Raw genomic sequence first — 25,512 nt, forward strand, 5'->3', positions numbered from 1 at the left:
TCTTCTGCAAGCTCAAGGAATTCAAGCGCATCGCGCTGCGCGCAGACAAGACAGATCAAAGCTTCGCAGCCATGATCCATCTGACCGCTGCCGTGATAAACTCCCGATGAATCCCAACAGACCCTAGATCGCAACCTATCCGTCTTATGCGTCCGATGGTCCGGAACTTCGAAAATCTAAAGCCGGCCAGCGTGCAGGGGGAATTTTATGAGCGATTTTGGTCCCGCTCCTCGTGGTCGTGGCGAACCCCGCCGTAACAAACAAAACGGCAAGAGCGATCCCGCCCAGGACCTGTTGCAGTCGCTCCAGGCGATGCGGGCCGGTGACTTCACCGTGCGGATGCGCGGCGATTATCTCGGGATCGACGGCAAGATCGCGGACGCCTTCAACGAGATCGCCGCAGCGAACGAGCGCATGGCCCAGCAGCTCGAGCGCGTCGGCCAGGTCGTCGGCCGGGAGGGACAGACCCGCCAACGCGTGAATCTCGGCCTTTCAAGTGGCTCTTGGGCGGACATGGAAGGCTCGATCAACACGCTGATAGACGACCTCTTGTGGCCGACCCGGGAAGTGACGCGCGCGGTTGCGGCGGTCGCACAGGGCGACCTGCTGCAGACCGTGCAGCTCGACGTCGAGGGGCGGCCGCTGCGCGGCGAATTCCTGCAGTCGGCGAACATCGTCAACACGATGATCAAGCAGCTCGGCGTGTTCACATCGGAAGTGACACGCGTGGCGCGTGAAGTCGGCGTCGAGGGCCGGCTTGGCGGGCAGGCCCAGGTGCCGGAGGTGACCGGTGTCTGGAAAGACCTGACGGAGAGCGTCAACTCGATGGCCAACAATCTGACCGGTCAGGTTCGCAACATCGCGGAGGTGACGATCGCGGTCGCCAATGGCGACCTGTCGAAAAAGATCACGGTCGACGTCCGCGGCGAGATCTTGCAGTTGAAGGAAGCGATCAACACCATGGTCGACCAATTGCGCTCGTTCGCGTCCGAAGTGACGCGCGTCGCGCGCGAGGTGGGTACCGACGGCAAGCTTGGCGGCCAGGCGATCGTGCCCGGCGTGGCCGGCACCTGGAAGGACCTGACCGATTCCGTCAACGCGATGTGCGGCAATTTGACCGCGCAGGTGCGCAATATCGCCAACGTGACGACCGCGGTCGCGCGCGGCGACCTGTCGCGTAAAATCACCGTCGACGTGCGCGGCGAAATCCTGGAGCTGAAGGACACCATCAACACCATGGTGGACCAGCTCAACGCCTTCGCGGGCGAAGTGACGCGCGTTGCGCGCGAGGTCGGCACCGAAGGCAAGCTCGGCGGCCAGGCCCAGGTGCCCGGCGTCGGCGGCATCTGGAAGGACCTGACTGATAACGTCAACTTCATGGCGTCCAACCTGACGGCCCAGGTCCGCAACATCGCCGACGTCGCCACCGCGATCGCCGGCGGCGACCTTTCCAAGAAGATCACGGTGAATGTGTCAGGCGAGATCCTTCAATTGAAGGAGACGCTGAACACCATGGTGGACCAGCTCAACGCCTTCGCGTCCGAAGTCACGCGCGTGGCGCGCGAAGTGGGCACCGAAGGCAAGCTCGGCGGCCAGGCTAACGTGCTCGGCGTTGCCGGCACCTGGAAGGACCTGACTGATAACGTGAACTTCATGGCGTCCAACCTGACCGCCCAGGTCCGCAACATCGCGGAAGTGACGACGGCCGTGGCCAATGGCGACCTCTCGAAGAAGATCACGGTCGACGTGCGCGGCGAAATCCTGGAGCTGAAGGACACCATCAACACGATGGTTGACCAGCTCAACGCCTTCGCCGGCGAAGTCACGCGCGTGGCGCGCGAGGTCGGTACCGAAGGCAAGCTCGGCGGCCAGGCGCTGGTGCGCGGCGTCGCCGGCACCTGGAAGGATCTGACCGACAGCGTCAACTCGATGGCATCGAACCTGACCGGCCAGGTTCGCAACATCGCGGAAGTCGCAACCGCGGTGGCGAAGGGCGACCTGTCGAAGAAGATCACCGTGAACGTGTCAGGCGAAATCCTTCAATTGAAGGAGACGCTGAACACCATGGTGGACCAGCTCAACGCCTTCGCGGGCGAAGTGACGCGCGTGGCGCGCGAAGTGGGTACCGACGGCAAGCTCGGCGGCCAGGCGGAAGTGCCCGGCGTCGCCGGCACCTGGAAGGACCTGACCGACTCCGTGAACTCGATGGCGGGCAATCTCACGGCGCAGGTGCGCAACATCGCGGAGGTCGCGACCGCGATCGCCGGCGGTGACCTGTCGCGCAAGATCACGGTGGACGTGCGCGGCGAGATCCTGCAGCTCAAGGAAACGCTGAACACGATGGTCGACCAGCTCAACCGCTTTGCGGGCGAGGTGACGCGCGTGGCCCGCGAGGTCGGCACCGAAGGGCGTCTCGGCGGCCAGGCAAACGTGCCCGGCGTTGCCGGCACCTGGAAGGACCTCACCGACAGCGTCAACTCGATGGCCGGCAATTTGACCGCCCAGGTCCGCAACATCGCTGAAGTCACCACCGCGGTGGCGCGCGGCGACCTGTCGCGCAAGATCACGGTCGACGTGAAGGGCGAAATCCTGGAGCTGAAGAACACCATCAACACGATGGTGGACCAGCTCAACGCCTTCGCCTCCGAAGTGACGCGCGTGGCGCGTGAGGTCGGCACCGAAGGCAAGCTCGGCGGCCAGGCCGAAGTGCCCGAGGTCGCCGGCACCTGGAAGGACTTGACCGACAACGTCAACTTCATGGCGTCGAACCTGACGGCCCAGGTACGCAACATCGCGGAAGTCGCGACCGCGATCGCAGGCGGCGACTTGTCGAAGAAGATCACCGTGGACGTCCGCGGCGAGATTCTGCTGCTCAAGGAAACGCTGAACACGATGGTCGAGCAGCTCCGCTCCTTCGCGGCGGAAGTGACGCGCGTGGCGCGCGAGGTCGGCACCGAGGGCAGGCTGGGCGGCCAGGCCGTGGTGCCCGGCGTGGCCGGCACCTGGAAGGACCTCACCGATAACGTCAACCTGCTGGCGGCCAACCTCACCACGCAGGTGCGCAACATCGCGGAAGTCACGACCGCGGTGGCGCGCGGCGACCTCTCGCGCAAGATCACCGTCGACGTGAAGGGCGAAATCCTCGAGTTGAAGAACACCATCAACACCATGGTGGACCAGCTCAACGCGTTTGCGGGCGAAGTGACGCGCGTGGCGCGCGAGGTCGGCACCGAGGGGAAGCTCGGCGGCCAGGCCGAGGTGCGCGGCGTCGCCGGCACCTGGAAGGACCTGACCGATACCGTGAACGTGATGGCCGCCAACCTGACCGAGCAGGTGCGCGGCATCGTCAAGGTCGTGACCGCGGTGGCCAATGGCGATCTGAAGCAGAACCTGACCGTGAAGTCGAAAGGCGAGGTGGCCGCGCTCGCCGACACCATCAACAACATGACCGAGACCCTGGCGACATTCGCCGATCAGGTCACGACCGTGGCGCGCGAAGTCGGCGTCGAAGGCCGGCTCGGCGGCCAGGCCAACGTGCCCGGCGCCGCCGGCACGTGGAAGGATCTGACCGGCAACGTCAACCTGCTCGCCGCCAACTTGACTTCTCAGGTCCGCGCTATCGCGGAGGTCGCGACCGCGGTGACAAAAGGCGACCTGACCCGCACCATTCAGGTCGACGTCCGCGGCGAGGTGGCCGAACTCAAGGACAACATCAACACCATGATCGGCAACCTCCGTCTGACCACGGATCGGAACACCGAGCAGGACTGGCTGAAGACCAATCTCGCCAGATTCACCAACATGCTGCAGGGCCAGCGCGATCTGTCGACCGTGGGGCGGCTGCTGCTGGCCGAATTGGCGCCCGTGATCAACGCGCATATGGGCGTGATCTACCAGGTCGAGACCGCCGAGATCCCGCAACTGCGCCTGTTGTCCGCCTATGCCGACGACGGCGCCAATCCGCATCCATCATTCGTGCGCATGGGCGAGGGGCTAATTGGCCAATGCGCACTGGACAAGCGGCAGCGGCTGCTTTCGGACATTCCGGCCGACGTGGTGCCGGTCAATTCGGCGCTAATGCGCGTGCTGCCGAAGAACGTGGTGGTATTCCCGGTCCTGTTCGAGAACCAGGTCAAGGCCGTGATCGAGCTGTCCTCGCTCGCGTCGTTCACCGCCTCGCAGATCACCTTTGTGGAGCAATTGACCGACAGCGTCGGCATCCTGCTCAACAGCATCGAGGCAACGATGCAGACCGAAGGCCTGCTGAAGCAGTCGCAACAGCTCGCGGGCGAGCTTCAGGCCCAGCAGCGGGAATTGCAGCAGACCAATGAGCAGCTCGAACTGAAGGCGCAACAGCTCGCCGAACGCAACGTCGAGGTCGAACGCAAGAACCAGGAAATCGAGCAGGCACGCCGCGCGCTGGAAGAAAAGGCGAGCGAGCTTGCGCTGACCTCGAAATACAAGTCGGAATTCCTGGCCAACATGTCGCACGAGCTGCGCACACCGTTGAACAGCATCCTGATCCTCGGCCAGCAGCTCTCGGATAATCCCGAAGGCAATCTTGCGCCCAAACAGGTTGAATTCGCCCGCACCATCCACGGCGCCGGCACCGACCTGCTCAACCTGATCAGCGACATCCTCGACCTCTCGAAGATCGAGTCCGGTACCGTGACCGTGGACGCCGAGGAAATCCTGACATCGAGCCTGCTCGAAACCGTCGGCCGGCCGTTCCGCCACGAGGCGGAAAACCGTCATCTGTCGTTTCGCATCGAGGTCGACGAGACGCTTTCCCGTAGCATGGTCACCGACTCCAAGCGCCTGCAGCAGGTGCTGAAGAACCTGTTGTCCAACGCCTTCAAGTTCACCGCCGAGGGCGGCGTCAAGCTGACCGTCTCGGCCGCGGTCGGCGGCTGGAGCGCCGAGCATCCAATTCTCAACACCGCACCCGCAGTCGTCGCCTTCGAGGTGAGCGATACCGGCATCGGCATCCCCCTGGACAAGCAGAAGCTGATCTTCGAAGCGTTCCAGCAGGCGGACGCAGGCACCAGCCGCAAATATGGCGGCACCGGCCTCGGCCTTGCGATCAGCCGCGAACTTGCGAGCCTGCTCGGCGGCGAGATCCATCTGCGAAGTGCGCCCGGCAGAGGCAGTACCTTCACGCTCTATCTGCCGCTGAAATATTCCGGCCCGAGCGTTGCGCTTCGCGTGCCGCCCGCGCTGCCCTTATCGCAGGGCGGTGCGCCGGCATTGCAAGCGCCCGCAGCGCAGGAGCGCGTGGCGGAAGTGCCGGATGACCGGCTTAATCTCGAGCCTGGAGACAGAATCCTCCTGATCGTCGAAGACGACCCGCATTACGCGCGGGTCCTGGTCGATCTCGCACGGGACAAGGGTTTCAAGGTCCTGGTCGCTAACCGCGGCGCCGAGGCATTGGACCTCGCCAAGCAGTTCCAGCCGACCGCGGTTTCGCTCGATGTGTTCCTGCCGGACATGCTCGGCTGGACCGTGCTGAGCCAGCTCAAGCACAATCCGCTGACCCGGCACATTCCGGTGCAGGTCATCACGCTCGACGAGGACCGGCAGCATGCGCTGGCGCGTGGTGCCTTCTCCTTCGTCAACAAGCCCACGACGACCGAGGGCGTCAGCGCGGCGCTCGCCCAGATCAAGGAATATGCAAGGCCGCGACGCAAGCGGCTCCTGATCGTGGAAGACAATCCGGCCGAACGGCTCAGCATCAAAGAACTGTTGGATCACAAGGACGTCGAGATCGTCACCACCGGTACCGGAGCCGGGGCGCTCGCTACCTTGCGAAGCATCCCTTGCGACTGCGTCGTACTCGATCTGCGGCTGCCTGATATGAGCGGCTTTGAGGTGCTGGACGAAATCCGCAAGGACGAGAACCTGTCCAATGTTCCGATCGTGGTCTTCACCGGACGGGAACTCTCGGCCGAGGAGGATGCCGAACTTCATACGATGGCGCGCAGCATTGTCGTAAAAGGAGTCGAATCCCCGGAGCGTCTGCTCGACGAAACGTCACTGTTCTTGCACCGTGTCATCACGGAATTGCCGATTGAAAAGCAAAGGATGCTCGAGAAACTTAACAGTTCCGATGAGGATCTGATTGGCAAGACGGCGCTTCTTGTCGACGACGACGCGCGGAACATCTTCGCGCTTTCCAGCGTGCTCGAACGGCGCGGTATGAGGGTACTGACGGCTACAACGGGCCACGAGGCGATCGCGCTGGTCGAATCCAATCCCAAGATTGCCATCGTCCTGATGGACATCATGATGCCGCAGATGGACGGCTATCAGACCATCGGTGTGATCAGGCAGAATGCGGCGCTTGCCCGTCTTCCCATCATCGCACTGACCGCGAAGGCGATGAAGGGCGACCGCGAGAAATGCCTGGAAGCGGGCGCGTCGGATTATCTGGCCAAGCCGGTGAATACCGAGCAATTGCTGCTCGCCATCCGCATGTGGCTACATCGCTGAAGCGGCATGAAGATGATGGACCATGAAAAGGTAAACATTCTTCTGGTCGATGACCAGCCGGCGAAGCTGCTGGCCTATGAAGTGATCCTGAAGGAGCTCGGCGAGAATCTGGTGGTGGCCGCGTCGGGGCGGGAAGCGCTCGAGTTTCTGCTCAAGAACGAAGTCGCGGTCATCCTGGTCGACGTCTGCATGCCCGAGCTCGATGGTTTCGAGCTCGCGGCCATGATCCGCGAGCATCCGCGCTTCCAGAAGACCGCAATGATTTTCATCTCGGCGATCCAGGTCAGCGATATCGATCGGCTGCGCGGCTACGAGATGGGCGCAGTCGACTACGTTCCGGTGCCGGTGGTGCCGGAAGTGCTGCGCGCGAAGATCCGCGTCTTCGCCGAGCTCTACCGCAAGACCCGGCAGTTGGAGCGGCTCAATTCCGAACTTGAGGACCGCGTCCGCGCGCGCACCGCGGAGCTCGAGCAATCAACCGCGCGGCTGGTCGAAAGCGAACAGCGCCGCAGCATGGCGATTGCCGCCGGCAAGATGGGCTCCTGGGACTGGGATTGGGTCAACGGTGACTGGATGTGGGACGATGGCCAGTACAAGATCTTCGGCGTTGATGCCAAGAGCTTCGAGCTGACTTCCGCCAACATTCAAGCGCTGTTTCATCCCGAGGATTTCAACGGCTTGCGCGAGGCCTGGACCGAATTCGCGAAGGGCGTGAAATCATACGAGGCTGAATTCCGCGTCGTCCGCCCCGACGGGGAGGTGCGCTGGTGCGTCGGCACGGCGGCAGCGACGACCGACAAGAACGGCCGGGTCGTGCGGGTCAGCGGCGTCACCGTCGACATCACCGACCGCAAGCGCGCCGAAGAACGGCAGAGCCTGCTCACGCGAGAAGTCGATCATCGCGCCAAGAACGCTCTCGCGCTGGCGCAGTCGATCGTACGGTTGACGCGCGCGCAGAATGTCAACGCCTATGTGCAGGCGGTCGAGGGCCGGATCACAGCGCTGGCGCGGGTTCACACTGTGCTGTCGCTGTCGAGCTGGCAGGGCGCGGAAATCCGGCGACTGGTGGCCGAAGAAGTAGCGCCGTATTCGGAAGCCGGACAAATCCAGTATGAGGGTGCGGAGGTCCAGCTCGAGCCTGCCACGGCGCAAACGCTGGCGCTGGCGCTGCACGAGCTCGTCACCAATTCCGCGAAGTATGGCAGCCTCTCCTCGCTGTCGGGCCGACTCGCCATCACCTGGGAAGTGCAGAGCGACAGGCTGATCCTGGCGTGGGTTGAAACAGGCGGACCGCGAGTGACCAAGCCGACCTCCAAGGGATTCGGCACGAGGAGCGTGATCGCCAGCATCGAGACCCAGCTTGGCGGCAATGCCGATTTCGATTGGCGCCCTGAAGGCCTGGTCTGCCGCCTTACGGTGCCGCTGCAGGGAAGGCCGCGCACGGAGTCTGCTCCATATCGAGATATGAATGCGCCAGGACCGGAGCCGGCGCTCAGTTCGCGCACCGCATAGTCACGACGGATCAGGCGTCGGAAACCGCGATTAGGAACGTTCTCGTCACTGGCCGATTAGTTTCATCGACATCTTAAGGATGGCTTGCGATGAAACTGACACGAATTGCATTGGCTTTTGGATTCACGCTGTGCTCCGCGCTCGCACTGGCGCAAACGGGCGGCGCACCGAGCGGGCGCGGATCGACCACGGGAGACCCGGCCGCTAGCTCCGCCACGCCAGGCTCTGCGCCGACAACCGGCAGTGCAACGAGACCGAGCCGGAGCAGTAGCGGGACATCGACTTCGGGCGGGCGGGACGACAATGGCGACGCGGGCAAGGACAAAATGCCCGAGAGCAACATGACCGTTCGCCCGAACGATCCCGACAAGAAGTAATCGCGAAGACGTTTGCAGCGGAGAGGAAGATGGGACTTGCGCAATACGCCATCGTGCCAATTCGCAACCAATGGGGCGTGCTGCACGACGGCGTTGTGAACGGTGAATATGCGACCAAGGAATCCGCGTTCGAATCGGCCGTCGCTGCTGCATCTTTGGCGATTCGGCAGGGCCATGAAGTGCATGTGAGCGTGCCGGCGCGGGAGCAGGGCGAAGCCGCCATGCAGTCCAAGCCTTAGCTGCGGAGGAGCGACGGGTTGCCAAGAGAGGCCCGTTGGGGCTGTTTTTCGAGTGATTCGTTCCTGCCTAGCCGCTTATTTTGTTCGCGCGAAGTAACCTGAGTTAGCGACGATAGGTTGTTGGAAGCGCGATTCTATACTCACTTGCGAAGCGGGAGACTTCCATGACGGCAAAGCGCAATCGAAGAAAGAACAGCGTGCCGTTCGACGAGCGGCTCCAGAGAGCGGCAGACGAGGCACGCGCGGCAGCCGAGCAGTTGCCGCAAGGTGAAGCGCGTGACGCATTGCTGAAGAAGGCAAGGCAAGCGGAAACCGCCGCTCATCTGAACGAGTGGCTGACCTCGCCCGGCCTGCAATCGCCGCGCTGAGATGACGATGGATCGCAAGGCTGCCTGTCTGGCGCAGGCCGATGCCTGCCGGGCGAGGGCGCAAGCCGATCCAGCGAATAGCGATCACTGGATCGAAGAGTCGATCAAATGGCTTGAGCGAGCCATCGGTCCAACGGGCGGCCTCTCGATGACTTTCGAGACGAACGACGAGCAGGTCACGGCAGACGGAGCCGTCTCCCGGATCGCGAATTCAACATAAGCCATTCGCGAACAGGTGCTGGCGCCAGCGGCGCTCAGGAAACCCGGCAAGCACAGGGACGCGGTCGGCGGTCCGCCGCAATGATTGGGGGCTCTTCATCCCAGCAGATATCTCAGCATCCCCGTGAGCAGCGCCGCGCTGACGATCGCCAATGTCGCGCAAAGCAGGTCAAGGTTGAGGCTGACTTTGTCGTGTTGATGCTCGTGCATCGCTATAGCTGTGCATGTTGGGCGCTGGGACGAGAAATCTCGCTCAGCGCCACGCCCGCGCTGTGACCGTCCTTGGCCTGCGCAATATCGCCGAGCGCAATAATGCCGACCAACCGCTTTTCGCGATTGAGTACGGGCATGCGACGGACCTGAATCTCGCCCATAGTTGCCATGACCTCGTCGAGATCCTGATCTTCGAAGCAGTACTTCACCTCGGCAGTCATGACGTCCCGGATCCGCGCCTCCGGTCCGCGGCCCATGCCGACGCCGCGAACAGCGATATCGCGGTCGGACACCATGCCGACGAGGCGGTCATTCTCGGTGACCGGCAGCAGTCCGACGCCAAGCGCGCCCATTGCCTCTGCCGCATCCTTCAAGCTGTCTTCGGGAGTACAGAGCTGAACGTCGGGGGTCATCGCATCGCAAACTCTCATGGCAGACCTCGCTGTCGTCGTTTACCGCCTAACCGATGTTGCGGACCGGCGTTCCTTCGGGCCGCAGGATTTTCAAGGCGCGACGGGACGGCGGCTACGACCGGGAACCAAGTCGGGTTGTCGTGCGTAGTCTCGGGTGAGACGATGCCAGGCGGGAGCGAAAAATGCCGCTCTACCATTTCGATCTCGTCAACACCAAGACGGTTGCGGATCAAGGCGGCGCGGAACTCGCTGACGATATCGCCGCGATGGATTCGGCCGACAACATCGCGCGGCGCCTGCTCGGCGAACACCCGGACCTGAAGAACCGGCACTACTCGATCCTCGTCACCAACGAAGACGGCGACGAGATTTGCCGATTGCCGCTGGACATCATCCACTAGGTAAGGCGCGCCGCGCCTATGACCGACCTCATCGCGAGATCAACGACAACTCGATGGTGCGTGCGCGCTTGTTTTGCTGAAAGGCGGAAATGGCGCGATTCGACAGCACAAGCCTGTTGTGCTGGCCCTGGCTGATCATGAAGGCGACTTTCTCGATCAGGAAGTGGTGTGCTTCCACGGGATCATCGATTTCGCCAGCCCGCCTGAGATAGTCCCACGCGATCTGTACCGCGCTCTCCAGCAGCACGGGGAAGGACTCGTCCTTGAACCATGCCGACATGTCGGTTCCTCGAATCTTACTGGGGAACCCGGTTTGGCGTGTTTGGTTCCTAAGTCTTCTCGCGATCTATTGAGCATGGATGGCGAAACGCACGAACTTGCGTCCACGGCGGTAGGAACCGGTTCGGGCGGCGCCGGGTTGAGCCGACAAGTCAATCCAAGGAGATACCGATGAAGAAGATCATTCTGGCCTCTGCATGCGTTCTGGCATTGTCTGCCGGCGGCGCACTCGCGCAGCAGGCGCAGCCCGCGCCGGGCGCGTCCAGCCAGGGCAATGTCGGGCCTGGCGCGACGCCGCATACGAGTACGCACCCCAGCAAGAAAGGCATGACGACCGGCGCTGGCGGCGGCTCGAGCCGCGCGGCCCATCCTTCCAGCCAAGGTCCCGGCACCAGCGGCAACAAGGGCAAGCAATCGGGCGGCCAATATTAGATCGATGCGATGAAGAAAATGCCGGCCATGAGCCGGCATTTTTTCTCAGCCGGGGCTCTACGCGGTTGGCGTGGTTCCTACTTTCTCCCTTCGATCAATTGTCGCAGCGTAGCCGCGTCGGCGGGCGCGGCGCTCTTCTGGTCGTTGTCGAAATAGACGTAGACGTCGCAGCCCTGCTTCTTCCAGGAGCGGATGCGCTTGGCCCACTCGGCCAAGGTCGCGCTGCGATAATGACCCTTGTATCGGCCGCCAGGGCCGTGGCCTCTGACGTAGACGAAATCGGCGGTGCGCTTCCACGGCGCTGGCGCGTCGTGATGGTCCGAAATGCAGAGCGAGATGTTCGCATCGGCCAGCAGCCGCATGACATTCGGGGCGTACCAGCTCGGGTGCCGGAATTCGAAGCTGTAGCGGCGCTTCCTCGACAGCAGCTTGAGGAAGGAGGCGAGGCGATCCGGCTTAGCCTCAAACTGCGGCGGCAGTTGAAACAGGATGGGACCGACCTTGTTGCCCAGTAGCGACAGGCGATTTTCGAGCAACTCGAGGCTGTTCACGGAATTCTCCGACAGACGCTTCCAATGCGTGATGAACTTGGACGCCTTCCAGGCGAAGACAAAATCCTGATCCGTCTGCTCGCGCCAGCCCTTCACCGCCTCCGGCGTCGGCGTGCGATAGAACACGCCGTTCAATTCTGTGGTCGGAAATTGGCTTGCGTAGTAGCGAAGCTGATTCTTGAGCGGCAGGCCCTTCGGGAAGAACGGCCCGCGCCAAGATTCGTAATGCCAGCCGGATGTCCCGATCAGAATGCGCGCCATTGTGTCCTAGCGAACCGTCACTTCTCTTTCCCGGCAAGACGCTCTCCAGGGGAGCGCAACGAACCACTGAAAACAGTTGGTCCGCGAGAGGGTTCCAACAGGCAACGGTGCCCGATGAACGGCTTGCTGGGAACCATGCTCTGACCGCGCGGTTAGCCAGATCGATTGCCAATCATCTTCGCTTGAGGTGCTGCCGTGGATGCCACGACCCGAGAGCGTAGGCCGTCCGCGGAAGAAACACGGCCTCCGGAACGCTCCCCCGAGCAGAAGCCTGAACTCAGGGACGTCAACGAAACGCGGGACAGTCCGCCAACGGCGCCCGACAAGCCATCGATGCTCGATCGGTTCCGCGAGCACTGGCTGTTGGCGATCGCGGGCGCCTGCGTTCTCCTGGCTGCGCTGATTGGCGGCGGCGTCTATTGGCTCGAGGTCCGTGATTACGAATCGACCGACGATGCTTTTGTCGCCGCCCGCAGCTTCTCGGTTGCTCCGAAGGTCGGCGGCTACCTTGTCGACGTGCCCGTCACGGATAACCAGCACGTCAATGCGGGCGATCTGCTCGCCCGTATCGACGATCGCGACTACAGGATCGCGCTCGACCAGGCCGAGGGGCAGGTTGCCGCAGCGCGGGCCAACATTACCAACATCGAGGCCCAGATCGCCAGCCAGCAGGCCCAGATCGATCAGGCGAGAGCGCAGCTCTCGCAGGCCGAAGCGCAACTGCAATTCGCGCAGCAGGAAGCCGCACGCGCCGAGGATCTCCTGCAGAAAGGCGCCGGCACGTTGCAACGCGAGCAACAGACCAAGTCCGATCTCGAAGCGCAGCAGGCCAATACTACCCGTGCGACGACGGCGGTAACCGTCGCAGAGCTTGGGATCAAGCCGCTGCAGGCCCAACGCGAGAGCGCCAAGGCCTCGCTGCAGCAGGCGGAGGCGCAGCGCGATCAGGCCAGGCTCAATCTCCAATACACCAATGTCACAGCGGCCCAGTCCGGACGCGTCGTCAAGCTGAGCGGCGCCAAGGGGACGTATGCGACGGCCGGGCAGAGCATCATGATGTTCGTGCCCGACGAGGTCTGGATCGTGGCGAACTACAAGGAGACCCAGCTTCGCTATATGCGTCCGGGCCAACCCGTCGAGTTCAGGATCGACGCCTATCCGGATCGCAAGCTGACCGGACACGTCGACTCGGTGCAGCCGGGCTCGGGCACGGCGTTCAGCCTGCTGCCGGCAGAGAACGCCACCGGCAACTACGTCAAGGTCGTGCAGCGCGTGCCGGTGAAGATCGTGGTTGATCATTGGCCCGCCGACGTCCCCGTCGGCCCCGGCATGTCGGTCGTGCCCTGGACGAAAGTACAATGACGGACACGACCCAGGCCGGCGGCTGGTCGCCGGAGCGCTCGGCGGCCGGCGGGCACAATCCTTACCTGATCGCCTTCGTCGTCTCGATCGCGACCTTCATGGAGGTGCTGGACACGACGATCGCCAACGTCGCGCTGCGCCACATCGCGGGCGGGCTGGCCGTCGGGATCGACGAGAGCACCTACGTCATCACCAGCTATCTTGTCGCCAACGCGATCGTGCTGTCGATTTCGGGCTGGCTCGCCACCGTGATCGGGCGCAAGCGCTTCTATATGATCTGCGTGGCCACCTTCAGCGTGGCCTCGCTGCTGTGTGGATTTGCCTGGAGCCTGGAATCCCTGGTGCTGTTCCGTATCCTGCAAGGACTCGGTGGAGGAGGCATGGCGACCTCCGAGCAGGCGATCCTCGCCGACTCCTTTCCGCCGGCCAAGCGCGGGCAGGCCTTTGCGATCTACGGCGTCGCCGTAGTGGTGGCGCCGGTGATCGGGCCGACCCTCGGCGGCTGGATCACCGATACCTATTCCTGGCACTGGGTGTTTCTGATCAACGTGCCGATGGGATTGCTCTCGCTGTTCCTGGTGGGATCGCTGGTCAGCGAACCGTCGGGCGCTGAGGAAGAGCGGCGCGAACTGCTCCGCAATGGCATCCGCGTCGATTATGTCGGCTTCGCGCTGGTCGCGGTCGGACTCGGCTCGCTCGAATTCGTGCTCGACGAAGGCCAGCGCAACGACTGGTTCGGATCGAACATGATCCTTGGCTTCGCACTGATTTCGGCCTTCTGCCTGCTGGCGCTGATCCCCTGGGAGCTGACGCGCAAGGACCCGATCGTCGATCTTCGCCTGCTTGGCCGCCGGCAGTTCGCCGCCTGCTTCCTGGTGATGCTCGGCACCGGCGCGGTCTTGATTTCGACCACCCAGATCCTGCCGCAACTGCTTCAGGCCGAGCTGGACTATACCGCGATGCTCGCGGGCCTCGTGCTCTCCCCGGGTGGCATCTTCACCCTGCTGATGATGCCGATCGTCGGCAGGCTCGTGAGCATCGTGCAGCCGAAATACCTGATCATGGTTGGCGCGACGATCGTGATGCTCTCGATGTGGCATCTTACGGGGCTCACCGAGGACATGACCTATGGCTACGCCGCGTGGTCACGCATCTTCCTGGGCATCGGCCTGCCGTTCCTGTTTCTGCCGGTGACGACTGCCTCCTACGACGGCGTGCCGCCGGATAAAACCAACCAGGCTTCCGCGCTGATCAACGTCGCCCGCAACATCGGCGGCTCGATGGGAGTAGCGCTTGCGCAGACGGTGTTGGCGCAACGCCAGCAATTCCATCAGAGCCGGCTGGTCGAACACGCCGCGCCGTCCGACATCGGTTACCAGCAGACCATCGATGCGATGACGCGCTATTTCCAGGCGCAGGGCTCCAATGCTTCCGACGCGGCCTCGCAGGCGATCGCCTGGGTCGGTCAGACATTGCAGCGCCAGGTCGACTTCCTCGCCTATATCGATGTGTTCTGGACGCTCGCCGTCATCGGCGCCCTGATGATCCCGCTCGCGCTGAGCATGCGCTCGATCGATCTCAACGCGCCGGCAAGAGGGCATTGATGGCCAAATCGTCGCAACCACAGACGCGATTGTGAAATGAGCCTGCCAAAGTTCTGCGCTATGGATCAGCGTTCGCGAGATCGTTGTCTCGCGTGAGGATGTGAAATGCCCTGGAATCCAGTTGCAGCGAGCGTCGCGATTGCGGCCTTGCCTGTGTTGATGAATGCGGCTGCTGCCAGCGCACAGCCTGCTGTGCTGAAGGGGCAGGAAGCCTTTGGCGATTGGCGGAGCGACAAGCCCGGCACCTTGCGCCTGATCACGCCGCAGGATCTGCCCAAACCCGGCGCGACGCCATCGAGCGCGAACATGTCGCGGGTCGCGCCGCGAACGGCCTCGGCAATTCCCCAAGTGCCGCCGGGGTTCAAGGCCGACCTGTTCGCCGACGGCTTGAACGGGCCGCGCATCATCAAGACCGCGCCGAACGGCGACATCTTCGTCGCCGAGACGCGCGCCGGGCGCATCCGTCTGTTGCGTGCCGCCGATGGTGCGACCAAACCCACGATCAACGAAGTCTACGCTACCGGCCTCGATCGTCCGTTCGGCATCGCCTTCTTTCCGAGTGGCGACAACCCGCAATGGCTCTATCTCGCCAACACCGGAAGCGTGGTCCGCTTTGCCTATCGCAATGGCGACCTCAAGGCTTCCGGAAAGCCGGAGACAGTCGTCGCCAAGCTGCCGCACGGTTGGGGCCATTCGACTCGCGACATTGTCTTTACGCCCGACAATAAGCGGATGCTGGTCTCGGTCGGCTCGGCAGGCAATTCGGGGGAGGGCATGGGTACCCCACCGGGTGGCTTGGAAGCCTGGAAGCGCGAGCGCCCGCTCGGCGCCGCCTGGGGCAACGAGACCGACCGCGCGGCGGTGCTTGCCTTCGATCCTGACGGCAAGAACCAGCGCACCTTTGCCACCGGTATCCGGAACTGCGTCGGGCTTGCGATCCAGCCGCAAACGGGCGTGCCCTGGTGCTCGACCAATGAGCGCGATGGTCTCGGCGACAACCTCGTGCCCGACTATGTGACCCGCGTCCGCGAGAACGCGTTCTATGGCTGGCCGTGGTTCTACATCGGTGCCAATCAGGATCCGCGGCACGCCGGCGCGCGGCCTGAGCTGAAGGACAAGGTCACGGTCCCCGACGTGCTGCTGCAGGCGCATTCGGCTTCGCTTGGCCTCACGTTCTATGATGGCCAGAATTTTCCCGCCGAGTATCGCGGCGACATCTTCGCGGCCCTGCACGGCTCGTGGAACCGATCGAAGCGCACGGGCTACAAGGTGATCCGCATCCGGTTGCGGGACGGCGTGCCGACGGGCGAATACGAGGACTTCGCGACCGGCTTCGTCATCAACGATTCCGAAGTCTGGGGACGCCCGGTCGGCGTCGCCGTGGCACGCGACGGCGCGCTGCTCATCACCGAGGACGCCAACGGCACGATCTGGCGGATCAGCCGTTAAAGCGTGATGACTTTTCTTCGAATCGTCATCCCGCTTTAGCGCTTTGTTTGAGCATGATCTTTTTCGGAAAATCGGTGCCCACTTTTCCGGATCATGCTTTAACGTCTCAGCCTTGCCCGTCGCTGAGCCCGTATTCCTCGTAGATCGCCAGCGGATCGGCGTCGGGAAACAGCCGGCACTTCGCTTGCGCCAGATGCAGGGTGACGGTTCCGCGATCGCAGCCAGCGGCAAGCAGCTTTCGGATGTCTTCCATATGCGGTCGCGGCTGGTGTTTGGGCGGAAGCTGCTCGAGGGCGACGAGCGCCGTCGCCAGCGCCTCGGTGATGACCCATTCGTCGTGGCCGGTGATTCCCTTTCTCGGCATCGCCACACCTCCCGCATTGGAGCAAGGTACATTCTAGCGTAAAGCCAAGGCGTACCGCCATTGTTGGATTGCATCCAGGGAGGCAGATGCCTAGGACGTGCACACCATTTCCGGCACAGCATCATGCAGCAATTAAGGCTTCTGGCCGACGATCTCACCGGCGCGCTCGACACGTCTGCTGAATTTGTGGGCGCGCTGGACCCGCTGGACGCGGCCTGGCGCGCGGACTCGATCACGGACCGGCACGGCAGTTTCGCCATCGACAGCGGCACGCGGGAGCTCGGGGCCGAGCAGGCGTTTGCCATCGCGCGGGAACTGGCGCCGCTGCTTCGGGGCGCCGGCATGGCCTACAAGAAGATCGACAGCCTGATGCGCGGTCCCTGGGCGGCGGAGCTCAATGCTTGCCTGCGCTCCGGCTTCTGGGACGCCTGCATCGTGGCGCCGGCGTTTCCTCACGAGGGACGCTGCACCCGCGCCGGCCGCCAGTTCGCGAAGGGCCGGACGGGAGCTTTCAGCCGGTCGGCGAGAGCATCCTCGACCAGCTTCGCGGGCAGGGCATCGAGACGCGGTCGGGGCGCTACGACGACGCGCTTCGCCCGGGTGTCAGCCTGATCGAAGCGATCGAATATGCGGAGCGGCTGGCGGGGTAGGAGTAGTGCCGGCCGCTCGCTTCTGATGCCCTGTAGGATGGGTAGAGCGCAACGAAACCCATCGCGATCGAGCAAGCCGCGCGAATGATGGGTTTCGCTGCCCTCTACCCATCCTACTGTCGTCCCGTCGAAAGACGGGACCCATAACCACAGGCAGGTGTTGTGGCGGGGGCAAGTGGTTGCAGCGGAGCGCACTAGAGAGGCCTGTGATTATGGGTCCCGGGTCCCGGCTACGCCAAGGGGCTTCGCCGCGGCGCGCGAGCCCGGGACGACGGGAGGAGATTTTTGATTCAAATGTCAAACAGCCTCTCCGCGGTCATCGTCCGCGAAGGCGGACGATCCAGTATTCCAGAGGCAGCGGTGCTTGAGCCGAGAGGCCGCCGGATACTGGATGCCCCGCCTTCGCGGGGCATGACGATGAAGTGTGGTAAGAGGATATGAGTTCGCGTTCTCGCGGCACCTGCTGCCCGAGCTTTGCGTCACTTTCCACCCTCTTCGATATCAGAGGGCGCAGGGAAAGCCGGGTGCCGGTTGCACCCATGGGTCCCGTGCAACAAAAAGCACGGGGGTAGGACCACAGGTTCAACCGAAGCATTCCGGCTTTCCCTGCGCGATGGTGTTACGGCTTCCTTCGTGCTCTCCCCGGTGACCGGGCTTTCTTGCCACCGTCGACGGCGGGATACTTCCCGCCAACTTAGCGCCAGCGTCGGGGCGCCAGGACCACACGACTTCGCCGTCCGCTGATGTTGCGTTCGTCTATCGCAACAGCCGCGTCCACCGCATCTCACCGCAACGTTCGTGACGATCGCGATCCGCCCCTCATCTTGGGTGAGACGCGCGGAGTTAAATCACTGATTTGCCCGACGGCGAAAGCGGAATGTTTTTTGCGCGAGGGCTGGACAGACTTTTCGCTGATTTGCCCGTCGGGTTGATTTGTCGCACCCGTTGCATCCACATCGTCATTACTTCGCTGCGCTCGCAATAACGGAGAGTGAGGGGCGCGGTTGCCCCGAGCCGGTTGTGGGTGATAGAGAGCCGGCCTATGGAGCGGCGGGCTTTTCTTAAGACATTCGGAATAGGCGCGGTAGGTTTGGGCACAGCCTTTTGGGCTGGCAGCCGGAATACCATGCGCGGCGGCTGTTATCTTCAGCTCGGGACCAGCATCAGCGCGGGCACCGGCTCAACCCATGGCGGAGCGACACCAAGCATCATAGGTGAGCGGCTTGGAATGTTCGCCATCAATGGCGCCTTTCCGGGTTCGTCCGCCGGTCAACATAAATTGCCGTCGCTCAACCCTGTTTCACTTTACGCAATCGCCAACGCGATTTCCTCGGGCGATTGGTCTGCACAAAAACGAACCGGAGAACCGGTCCGTGACTCGTCCCTTGGTAACCTGCGAGCGATGAACCTTCCGAGCGTCACCCACATTGCCCTGGAGTACGGCGCCAACGACTTCCGCTATGACCGCCCGATCGGATCGGACGATGATGTCGGCAGCGACACCTTCAAAGGGGCGCTCAATCATTCGATCAGGCTCCTGCGGAATTCTTGCCCGACGGCGCGGATCTTTCTCATCACGCCCTGGTGGTTGCCAACCCAAGACGATCGCGACAGCGATGTACATCCGAACAAGCTCGGATATTTTCTTCGCGATTACATCGGCGCAATGCTGCGCGTAGCGGAAATAAACCGCGTCCCATGTCTTGATCTCTTCAACTCAGGAGGGGTCAGCAAAACCAACTATCGGGCTCTCACCCACGACGGGGTGCACCCGAACAACTGGGGCGTTCTGCTCCGGGCCGTCCAGATATCCTCATTCATTTCTACCAGCGTCTAGCGGTGGCGCAGGCGGGCGCTGCTCGGCCCAGGTGAGCAGCCCATCGAGCGCCGGACACAAGGATTGTCCCCAATCGGTCAGGCCGTATTCGACCTTCGGCGGCACCTGGTGATGGACGATGCGACGCACGATGCCGTCATTCTCCATCTGGCGCAGTTGCTGGATCAGCATCTTCTGCGAGATCCCCGGGATCGCCCGCTCGAGGTCAGAGAAGCGCAGCAATTTGCCGCTAAACAGGTGGAAGAGGATCACGAGCTTCCACCGGCCATCCAGCATCCTGAACGCCTTCTCCACGCCCTCGGCGGCGCTCGCGGCTGTGTACTCAACCTTACCCAAAAGTCAGTACCTTACCTTTTCGTGCGTTCTTGCGGTTTGGCGAAGCTACAAACACCTTTCCGGCTACGCAATCGCGATCCACGACCGCGTCGTTCCCGACGCGCAAAAGGAAAGGAAATCCGATGTCTCTCGATCTGCCGGGCCCAGTTGCCGCTTACTTTGCCGCCGACAGCCGCGATGGCGATGCCATCGCGCAATGCTTCAGCGAACGCGGCGTCGTGAAGGATGAAGGGCGCAAGCACGAGGGGCGCGCGGCCATCGCGCAGTGGAAGGCCGATGCATCGACCAAATACAACTATCCGAGCGAGCCGTTCGCTGTAGAGGAACGCGACGGGAAGATCGTCGTCACAGCGCATGTAGTCGGCGACTTTCCCGGTAGTCCGATCGATCTCAGATACTTCTTCGGGCTCGATGGCGACAAGATCGCCTCACTCGAGATCCTTCCCTGAGGTCGGAGCGAGCGACAGCAATTGCTGCTGTCTAGGTTCGATCGCGCTCGCCGGCGAGGGCTGTTTCGTGGCCAGCCGCCGGCCCACGGCAATGAAGGGTTTCTCGATATAGCGCCAGGAGAGCCAGGCCATCGGCGTCGTCAGCGCGACCGCTACAATCGTCATCACTGATATCGCGAGCAGGACCGGCAGTCCCCTCGCATCGAGCAGCCGGGCGGCGAGCCACATGCCGATCGGGTGAAGCAGATAGAAGCTGTAAGAGATACGGCCGTAGAAACGGACCGGACGGAGATCGAGAACGGCAAAGAGGCCGATCGAGCTTCGAAAGGCGACCAGCAGCACCAGCAGCGAGGAGCTCAAGGTTTCCAGCGCGATGATCGGCGCGGTTTGTTTCTGTGATCCGCAGAAGCAGAACAAGACGATGGCCGCGATCGACAGGGTCCAGGCAGCGGCCGAGCGGAGCCGCTCGGCCGTCCGCTCGCCCTGCATCTGCAGGAGAATGCCGGCGACGAAGGCGTAGAGCGGCGCGAGGTTGGAAATGCCCCCAAGCAAATGCACATAGGCGCCCCAGAAGGAGAGCCCGAACAGGACTGCGATCGACACCATGAGCGGCTGCGGGCCGAAGCGCTGGAAAATCCAGACCGACAGCAGGATGACCGGCGTCGCGAAGCACTCGACCGTCATCGACCACATCACGCCGTTGATGTCATGGCGGACCATGATCGCGTTGAGCACGACGTTGAGCGGATCGAATTTCCCCTCGTAGCCGACATAGAAGCCGTATTGATGGTGCAGCAGCGTCAGCAGAGCGACCACCGCGATCGCCGCGGGGAAGAGCCGGAACAGGCGATGTCGCAGAAACGTGATCGGGTTCGGATTGTTCTGCAGCGAGCGCGCCAGCACGAAACCGCTGAGCACGAAGAACATCACGACCGGCGCCATGCCCGTGACGTAGGTGTCGGTGAACTGGCTCGTCATGTGATAGCCGACGACCGAGACGGCTGCGATGCCGCGCAGCGATTCAAGGCGAGGCAGGAAGCCGAGCTTTCCTGTCTTGCTTGTGCTCACCTGTGCATCAGGGACCGCCGCCATCATTGTCGCGTAACATTCCGCGCGGAGCTTGGCTACTGCGGCGTGCCAGGCACGTGTTCACTAGCCCTGTTCACTAACCTTTGGGGCCGGAGGCGCCGTCGATCCATTGTCGCGTCTCCTCGTCGGTCCAGCCGGGCACGGCGAATCCTTTGGGTGGGGGCGGGACAACGGGCTGTTCGAGACGAAAGTGCCGCTCGGGATGTCTGACGCGGCGCACCGTCGCCGCGTCGGCGGCGGCGCACAGCATGATCAGCACGCCCAAGCAAAGAGCAAGTCGCATCGGATATCCTCCGCTCCGACCGTGTGTTCGAGCAACACGAGCGCGGCCGGCAATGCAGAAGTTGGCCGCAGTAGGCTTCCCAAAATGCGCACTGTTTTTCACGAAAGCGGCAACGATCCGCCTTCCGATGCATCCGCTGTTCGCAGCCGATACGGCTATCCAGCCGGCCTGCCGGGCGCGAGCCTGGCGGCGAGATAGAGGCGGTTCATCAATCTTAGCTGCTCGGGCGCGCCGGGGGTCGTTGGCGCGTCCTTCATGGTCATGCCGACCATCGTCTTCATGTTGTTGAGCACGACCGCGGCGATGTCCTCGGCCTCGTGCTCGTCGAGGCCGGGCGCGCAACGCTTCAGCGCTGTCTTGATCCCGGCGAGTGTCTGGCTGCGGAAGCGAAGGCGGATCTCGGTCCAGTCGGTGCGAGAATCCAAGAACGCGGTGACTGCGCGGATCTGCGGATAGAGCTTGGCCAGGAGATCGATGAGGATGTCGGCCAGTTGCTCCGGACTGGCGTCGGCGGCGCGGGCGAGGATCGCGTCGTATTCCGCCCGCAGCACCTCGGCATAGTGCTGCATCAAGGCGTCGGCGACAGCGTCCTTGTTCGGAAAGAAGCGATAGAGTGAGCCGATCTTGGCGTCCGCCCGTGCGGCGATCTCCGCCATGGTCGCGGCCTCGAAGCCCCGTTCCTGAATCACCTCGGCCGCAGCATGCATGAGCTCGGCGACGCGCTGACGGCCGACCTCGCGCTGCGGCTGGAGCGGTTTGCGGTCCTGACTTGACAAAGTTGAGGATATCCTCAAATAGAGTGGTGCGTGCTTGAGCTTTCCCTCAAGTATTTAACCGCTCCCCACGCGCCCGGCAACGGGTGGGGAGGCTGCCATCTGGCGAAAGGACATCCCATGCTCATCCTGCCCGCTGCGACCACGGCATTGATCCTGATCGACCTTCAAAAAGGCATCGTCGGCCTGCCGACCGAGCCCCATTCCGGTGCGGCCGTCCTTGCCCGGGGACAGGAGCTGGCCCGGCACTTCCGCGCGGCCAAGGCGCCCGTCGTCCTCGTCAACGTCGCCTTCTCGCCCGACTTCAGCGACGCGCTGAAGGCGCCGGTCGACCAACCGATGCAAGCGCCGCCCGGCGGCTTTCCCGAGGGCTGGTCGGAGCTGGCCGATGGCCTCGCCGAACCGTCGGATATCAGGATCACCAAGCGGCAATGGGGCGCATTCTACGGCACGGAGCTCGATCTGCAGCTCCGCCGGCGCGGCGTGACCACCGTGGTGATTGGTGGCATCGCTACCAATATGGGCGTCGAATCCACCGCGCGTTCCGCGCATGAGCATGGCTATGAGGTCGTGCTGGCGGAAGACGCGAGCGCCAGTCGTTCGGCCGACATGCATACCTTTGCCTTCGAGCACATTTTCCCGCGGCTTGGCCGCGTGGCAAAAGCGGCCGAGATCGAGCTGCAGCGGTGAACGAGCCGCAAGCCTATCTCCCGCTCCAACCGCTGCCGGTCACCGTCCGCTGGGCGGTGCTGTTCGCAGCCTCGCTCCTGCTCGCCGGCGTGCTGCAGTGGGTGAGGCTGCCTGCCGCCTTGCTGCTGGGGCCGCTGGCCGCGGCCGCGCTGGTGCAGATGGGCGGAGGGGCGGTGAGGGTGCCCCGCCTGCTGATCGTCGCCGCCCAGGCAATTATTGGCTGCCTCGTCGCGCAATCGATCACGCCGGCAATCATCAGCGGCTTCGCGCGCTACTGGCCGATCATCCTCGCCACCGTAGCGCTTTCGGTCGGCGCAAGCGCTCTGATCGGCTGGACCATGAGCCGCTTGCGCATCATCCCCGGCACCACGGCGGTGTGGGGCATGCTGCCGGGCGCCGCCACGGTGATGATGGTGATGGCCGAGGCCCATGGCGCCGATTTCCGACTCGTTGCTTTCATGCAGTATCTGCGCGTCGTGCTGGTCGCCGCGGCGGCCTCGGTGGTGGCGCTATGGTTTGCGCACGGCGGTGGCGGGCGTTTCAGTGCCGGGCTTTTTCCGCCGGTCGACCTGACGAACCTCGGTGCCACCGCGGCCATCGCGCTCGTCGGAGCTGGTCTTGCCGCACGGATGCCGGCCGGCGTGCTCCTTGGTCCTCTCGTTCTCGGAGCGGTGTTCAACGTGCTTGGCTGGGTGAAGATCGAGCTGCCGCCACTGGTGCTGATCGCAACCTACGCGCTGATCGGCTGGAACACGGGCTTGCGCTTCACGCGCGACGTGCTGGCGACCGCTGCTCGCGCGCTGCCACAAAGCATCGGCGCAACCGCGATCCTGATGGGGTTTTGCGGCCTGCTGGCGTGGCTGTTGGTGGAGTTCCTGCACGTCGATCCGCTGACCGCCTATCTCGCCACCAGCCCCGGCGGCGTCGATGCCGCCGCGATCATCGCCGCCTCGACCAAGGTCGACACGTCCTTCGTCATGGCGCTGCAGACCGTGCGCGTGATCCTGCTGCTGTTCGTCGGTCCGTCGGTTGCGCGCTGGGTGGCGGGAACACTCGATCGCACGTCAGCCAGTCCGGGGCCGGATGGTGCGCCGGACCTTGGCAACCTTGATTGACTTGCGCGGCGTCGGCATCAGCCCGCGAACCAGACGGGCGGCCGCTGCTCCGGCGGTTTCCATGTAGGTTGGATCCCGATGCAGCAGGACGACGGCAAACGCGCCGTCCAATAGCAGGATAACCTGCCGCGCAAGCTGCCGCGCTTCCCGCGAGGCGACCGCATCTTCGAAGACGGAGCAAAGCCAGTCTTCGACGCGTTTCTTGTGCGCGCGGCCGATCACCATCGCCGGATGACCGGGCAGGTTGACCAGTTCGACCGAGGTGCGCAGGAAGCCGCAACCCTTCCATTTGGAATGGCGTGCCGACCGCGCCAGATTGCGAAAGATCGCTTCCACCTTGGCGGCCACGTCACCATCGGCCTCGGCAAACCAGCGCTTGAACAAAGCGAGATTTGGCTGGTCGCGGATCTCGAGATAGGCCGCGATCAGATCGTCCTTGCTACGGAAATGATAGTAGAGCGTCCGCTTGGTGAGCTTTCTCCGCCACGGCATCGACGCTGACGGCGCGGATGCCCTCGCCGTAGAACAACTTGCCGGCGGCTTGAAGGATGCGCTCACGCGTCGAACGGCCAGTCTCGCTCATAGCCCGATGTATACTAACCAGTGAATATACACAACGCCGCCCACCTCTTATCGTCGCGCACATGACCAAGGTGGCGTTGCGCATATCGATTGAGGATGGGATAGAAGTCACGATTCCCTGCCGGGATGGCGTAACGATTGGCGGCCATTTGTGGCTTGCGCCAGCCGGCCGCTCCGCCGGCAGCATCATCGTCAATGCGGCAACGGGAGTGGCTGCGCGCTACTACCACCGCTATGCATGCTTTCTGGCGAACCACGGCTTCGATGTCCTCACCTATGACTATCGCGGCATCGGCGCTTCGCGGCCGTCCCGCTTGAGAGGCTGCGGCTATCGCTGGCGCGACTGGGGCGAACTCGATTTCGAGGCGGCGCTTTGCTTCATGCACGAGTATAGGCCCCAGGCTCGCCTCATCGTCGTCGGCCACAGCATCGGCGGTTTCCTGCCGGGGCTCGCCGAAAGCGCCGGCTTGATCGAGCGGATGCTGACGGTCGGCGCGCAGTATGCTTGGTGGGGCGACTATGCGCCGCGCCGGCGGTCCGGCCTGTTCCTCAAATGGCATGTCGCCATGCCCATCATGACGGCGCTCTGCGGCTATTTTCCCGGCCGCAGGCTCGGCTGGCTGGAGGATCTGCCCGCCGGCGTCGCCAATGAATGGAGTTTTCGCAGGCCGCGCTTCGAGCACAGCCATCCGCGCGGCGAGAGGCAGGCCGTGCTCTCACGGATGGCGGCGGTGACGGCGCCCATCCTTGCGGTTGCCGTGTCGGACGACGAACTCGGCACCGTGCCCGCGATCCGCCGCACGCTCGGCTACTACACCGGCGCGCCGCGCACGGCTGTGCTGCTCGAGCCGCCCGACTACGGTCGCAAGACCATCGGCCATTTCAATCTGTTCCATGACACTCACGCGGCCGGCTTCTGGACCGACACGCTGCTGTGGCTCAGGGACGGCCGCAATCCCTGGCCGGGGCAAGTGCTTGCATCCGTCGGTCCCGGCGGGCCGTAGTCGAGAGGCAGAGCGCTTCGCCAAGCCTGCTTTCGGCCGTGTTCAACATGAGCTATGGCCGAAATTGGGTGATGGGGCTGATCAGGCGGCGCGGTTAGCTGGCGTCGTCGATTCTGCGACGCCGTCGGTAAATTTGACGCCGGCAATGACCCTTGGCAACTGATTTTCGCC

Annotated in this window: 24 protein-coding genes and 1 pseudogene; 16 read left to right on the forward strand and 9 right to left on the reverse strand. The window is 63.3% G+C overall.

Features of this window, described 5'->3' with window-relative positions:
- The first annotated feature begins 207 nt into the window (after positions 1 to 207).
- The 5 genes from ACZYOF_RS31185 (at position 208) to ACZYOF_RS31205 (ending at position 9,205) form a co-directional block, all read left to right on the forward strand.
- Positions 208 to 6,489, forward strand: a complete 6,282-nt coding sequence (locus ACZYOF_RS31185) for a HAMP domain-containing protein (RefSeq protein WP_463718158.1) — start codon at positions 208 to 210, stop codon at positions 6,487 to 6,489.
- Positions 6,490 to 6,504: 15 nt separating this feature from the next.
- Positions 6,505 to 8,001 (forward strand): sensor histidine kinase, encoded by a 1,497-nt coding sequence (locus ACZYOF_RS31190; RefSeq protein WP_463718171.1) that lies wholly within the window; start codon positions 6,505 to 6,507, stop codon positions 7,999 to 8,001.
- A 406-nt stretch (positions 8,002 to 8,407) separates the two neighbouring features.
- Positions 8,408 to 8,617, forward strand: coding sequence for a hypothetical protein (locus tag ACZYOF_RS31195; protein WP_463718159.1), 210 nt, complete (start codon positions 8,408 to 8,410; stop codon positions 8,615 to 8,617).
- A 164-nt stretch (positions 8,618 to 8,781) separates the two neighbouring features.
- Entirely contained in the window at positions 8,782 to 8,985 is a 204-nt protein-coding gene (locus ACZYOF_RS31200) for a hypothetical protein (RefSeq protein ID WP_028166426.1), read from the forward strand.
- Position 8,986: 1 nt separating this feature from the next.
- Positions 8,987 to 9,205 (forward strand): hypothetical protein, encoded by a 219-nt coding sequence (locus tag ACZYOF_RS31205; RefSeq protein WP_463718160.1) that lies wholly within the window; start codon positions 8,987 to 8,989, stop codon positions 9,203 to 9,205.
- Between the two features lie 211 nt (positions 9,206 to 9,416).
- On the opposite strand, the gene ACZYOF_RS31210 is transcribed toward ACZYOF_RS31205, so the two are convergent.
- Positions 9,417 to 9,848, reverse strand: a complete 432-nt coding sequence (locus ACZYOF_RS31210) for a CBS domain-containing protein (protein ID WP_130578225.1) — start codon at positions 9,846 to 9,848, stop codon at positions 9,417 to 9,419.
- Between the two features lie 164 nt (positions 9,849 to 10,012).
- On the opposite strand from ACZYOF_RS31210, the gene ACZYOF_RS31215 reads away from it, so the two are divergent.
- A complete protein-coding gene (locus tag ACZYOF_RS31215) occupies positions 10,013 to 10,231 on the forward strand; it encodes a DUF6894 family protein (RefSeq protein ID WP_028166424.1) in 219 nt (72 codons plus the stop codon).
- Positions 10,232 to 10,259: 28 nt separating this feature from the next.
- On the opposite strand, the gene ACZYOF_RS31220 is transcribed toward ACZYOF_RS31215, so the two are convergent.
- Positions 10,260 to 10,511 (reverse strand): hypothetical protein, encoded by a 252-nt coding sequence (locus tag ACZYOF_RS31220; protein ID WP_463718161.1) that lies wholly within the window; start codon positions 10,509 to 10,511, stop codon positions 10,260 to 10,262.
- Positions 10,512 to 10,681: 170 nt separating this feature from the next.
- On the opposite strand from ACZYOF_RS31220, the gene ACZYOF_RS31225 reads away from it, so the two are divergent.
- The gene (locus tag ACZYOF_RS31225; protein WP_130578227.1) at positions 10,682 to 10,942 is read left to right on the forward strand and encodes a hypothetical protein; all 261 of its coding nucleotides are present in this window, start codon (positions 10,682 to 10,684) and stop codon (positions 10,940 to 10,942) included.
- 77 nt (positions 10,943 to 11,019) lie between these two features.
- Here ACZYOF_RS31225 and ACZYOF_RS31230 read toward each other — a convergent pair whose 3' ends face one another.
- Positions 11,020 to 11,754 carry a DUF72 domain-containing protein gene (locus tag ACZYOF_RS31230; protein ID WP_463718162.1) on the reverse strand — a complete coding sequence of 245 codons (735 nt, stop codon included), beginning with the start codon at positions 11,752 to 11,754 and terminating at the stop codon, positions 11,020 to 11,022.
- Positions 11,755 to 11,949: 195 nt separating this feature from the next.
- Between ACZYOF_RS31230 and ACZYOF_RS31235 the strand changes: the two genes are divergently transcribed.
- From ACZYOF_RS31235 to ACZYOF_RS31245, 3 genes are all read left to right on the forward strand, one after another.
- Positions 11,950 to 13,116: an HlyD family secretion protein gene (locus tag ACZYOF_RS31235; RefSeq protein ID WP_463718163.1), complete on the forward strand. Its 1,167-nt coding sequence runs from the start codon at positions 11,950 to 11,952 to the stop codon at positions 13,114 to 13,116.
- The gene (locus ACZYOF_RS31240; protein ID WP_463718164.1) at positions 13,113 to 14,720 is read left to right on the forward strand and encodes a DHA2 family efflux MFS transporter permease subunit; all 1,608 of its coding nucleotides are present in this window, start codon (positions 13,113 to 13,115) and stop codon (positions 14,718 to 14,720) included. The genes ACZYOF_RS31235 and ACZYOF_RS31240 overlap by 4 nt, the downstream gene beginning before the upstream one ends.
- A 159-nt stretch (positions 14,721 to 14,879) precedes the next feature.
- Entirely contained in the window at positions 14,880 to 16,169 is a 1,290-nt protein-coding gene (locus ACZYOF_RS31245; RefSeq protein WP_463718172.1) for a PQQ-dependent sugar dehydrogenase, read from the forward strand.
- Positions 16,170 to 16,275: 106 nt separating this feature from the next.
- Here ACZYOF_RS31245 and ACZYOF_RS31250 read toward each other — a convergent pair whose 3' ends face one another.
- Positions 16,276 to 16,533, reverse strand: a complete 258-nt coding sequence (locus tag ACZYOF_RS31250) for a hypothetical protein (RefSeq protein WP_130231366.1) — start codon at positions 16,531 to 16,533, stop codon at positions 16,276 to 16,278.
- 123 nt (positions 16,534 to 16,656) lie between these two features.
- Between ACZYOF_RS31250 and ACZYOF_RS31255 the strand changes: the two genes are divergently transcribed.
- The gene (locus ACZYOF_RS31255; protein WP_463718165.1) at positions 16,657 to 17,145 is read left to right on the forward strand and encodes a four-carbon acid sugar kinase family protein; all 489 of its coding nucleotides are present in this window, start codon (positions 16,657 to 16,659) and stop codon (positions 17,143 to 17,145) included.
- Between the two features lie 1,164 nt (positions 17,146 to 18,309).
- Positions 18,310 to 19,020: a GDSL-type esterase/lipase family protein gene (locus ACZYOF_RS31260; RefSeq protein WP_463718173.1), complete on the forward strand. Its 711-nt coding sequence runs from the start codon at positions 18,310 to 18,312 to the stop codon at positions 19,018 to 19,020.
- On the opposite strand, the gene ACZYOF_RS31265 is transcribed toward ACZYOF_RS31260, so the two are convergent.
- The gene (locus tag ACZYOF_RS31265) at positions 18,997 to 19,296 is read right to left on the reverse strand and encodes a winged helix-turn-helix transcriptional regulator (RefSeq protein ID WP_130583920.1); all 300 of its coding nucleotides are present in this window, start codon (positions 19,294 to 19,296) and stop codon (positions 18,997 to 18,999) included. The genes ACZYOF_RS31260 and ACZYOF_RS31265 overlap by 24 nt on opposite strands.
- Before the next feature lie 182 nt (positions 19,297 to 19,478).
- On the opposite strand from ACZYOF_RS31265, the gene ACZYOF_RS31270 reads away from it, so the two are divergent.
- A complete protein-coding gene (locus tag ACZYOF_RS31270) occupies positions 19,479 to 19,805 on the forward strand; it encodes a nuclear transport factor 2-like protein (RefSeq protein WP_463718166.1) in 327 nt (108 codons plus the stop codon).
- Here ACZYOF_RS31270 and ACZYOF_RS31275 read toward each other — a convergent pair.
- The 3 genes from ACZYOF_RS31275 to ACZYOF_RS31285 all read right to left on the reverse strand — a co-directional run bounded on the left by ACZYOF_RS31275 (position 19,785) and on the right by ACZYOF_RS31285 (position 21,953).
- Positions 19,785 to 20,873, reverse strand: coding sequence for an acyltransferase family protein (locus ACZYOF_RS31275; RefSeq protein WP_463718167.1), 1,089 nt, complete (start codon positions 20,871 to 20,873; stop codon positions 19,785 to 19,787). The two genes, ACZYOF_RS31270 and ACZYOF_RS31275, sit on opposite strands and share 21 nt — an antisense overlap.
- A gap of 97 nt (positions 20,874 to 20,970) precedes the next feature.
- Positions 20,971 to 21,177, reverse strand: coding sequence for a hypothetical protein (locus ACZYOF_RS31280; RefSeq protein WP_130583918.1), 207 nt, complete (start codon positions 21,175 to 21,177; stop codon positions 20,971 to 20,973).
- Positions 21,178 to 21,332: 155 nt separating this feature from the next.
- Positions 21,333 to 21,953 carry a TetR/AcrR family transcriptional regulator gene (locus tag ACZYOF_RS31285; protein ID WP_207234674.1) on the reverse strand — a complete coding sequence of 207 codons (621 nt, stop codon included), beginning with the start codon at positions 21,951 to 21,953 and terminating at the stop codon, positions 21,333 to 21,335.
- A gap of 117 nt (positions 21,954 to 22,070) precedes the next feature.
- On the opposite strand from ACZYOF_RS31285, the gene ACZYOF_RS31290 reads away from it, so the two are divergent.
- Both ACZYOF_RS31290 and ACZYOF_RS31295 read left to right on the forward strand, forming a co-directional pair.
- Entirely contained in the window at positions 22,071 to 22,640 is a 570-nt protein-coding gene (locus ACZYOF_RS31290; protein WP_463718168.1) for a hydrolase, read from the forward strand.
- Complete coding sequence (locus tag ACZYOF_RS31295) at positions 22,637 to 23,755, forward strand: AbrB family transcriptional regulator (RefSeq protein WP_463718169.1); 1,119 nt, start codon at positions 22,637 to 22,639, stop codon at positions 23,753 to 23,755. The genes ACZYOF_RS31290 and ACZYOF_RS31295 overlap by 4 nt, the downstream gene beginning before the upstream one ends.
- On the opposite strand, the pseudogene ACZYOF_RS31300 reads toward ACZYOF_RS31295, so the two are convergent.
- Positions 23,705 to 24,338: pseudogene (locus tag ACZYOF_RS31300) on the reverse strand (TetR/AcrR family transcriptional regulator). The gene ACZYOF_RS31295 and the pseudogene ACZYOF_RS31300 sit on opposite strands and share 51 nt — an antisense overlap.
- A gap of 61 nt (positions 24,339 to 24,399) precedes the next feature.
- Between ACZYOF_RS31300 and ACZYOF_RS31305 the strand changes: the two are divergent.
- Positions 24,400 to 25,341: an alpha/beta hydrolase family protein gene (locus ACZYOF_RS31305; RefSeq protein WP_463718170.1), complete on the forward strand. Its 942-nt coding sequence runs from the start codon at positions 24,400 to 24,402 to the stop codon at positions 25,339 to 25,341.
- Positions 25,342 to 25,512: the final 171 nt, after the last annotated feature.

It is taken from the genome of Bradyrhizobium sp. LeoA1Lang (genome assembly GCF_055413685.1).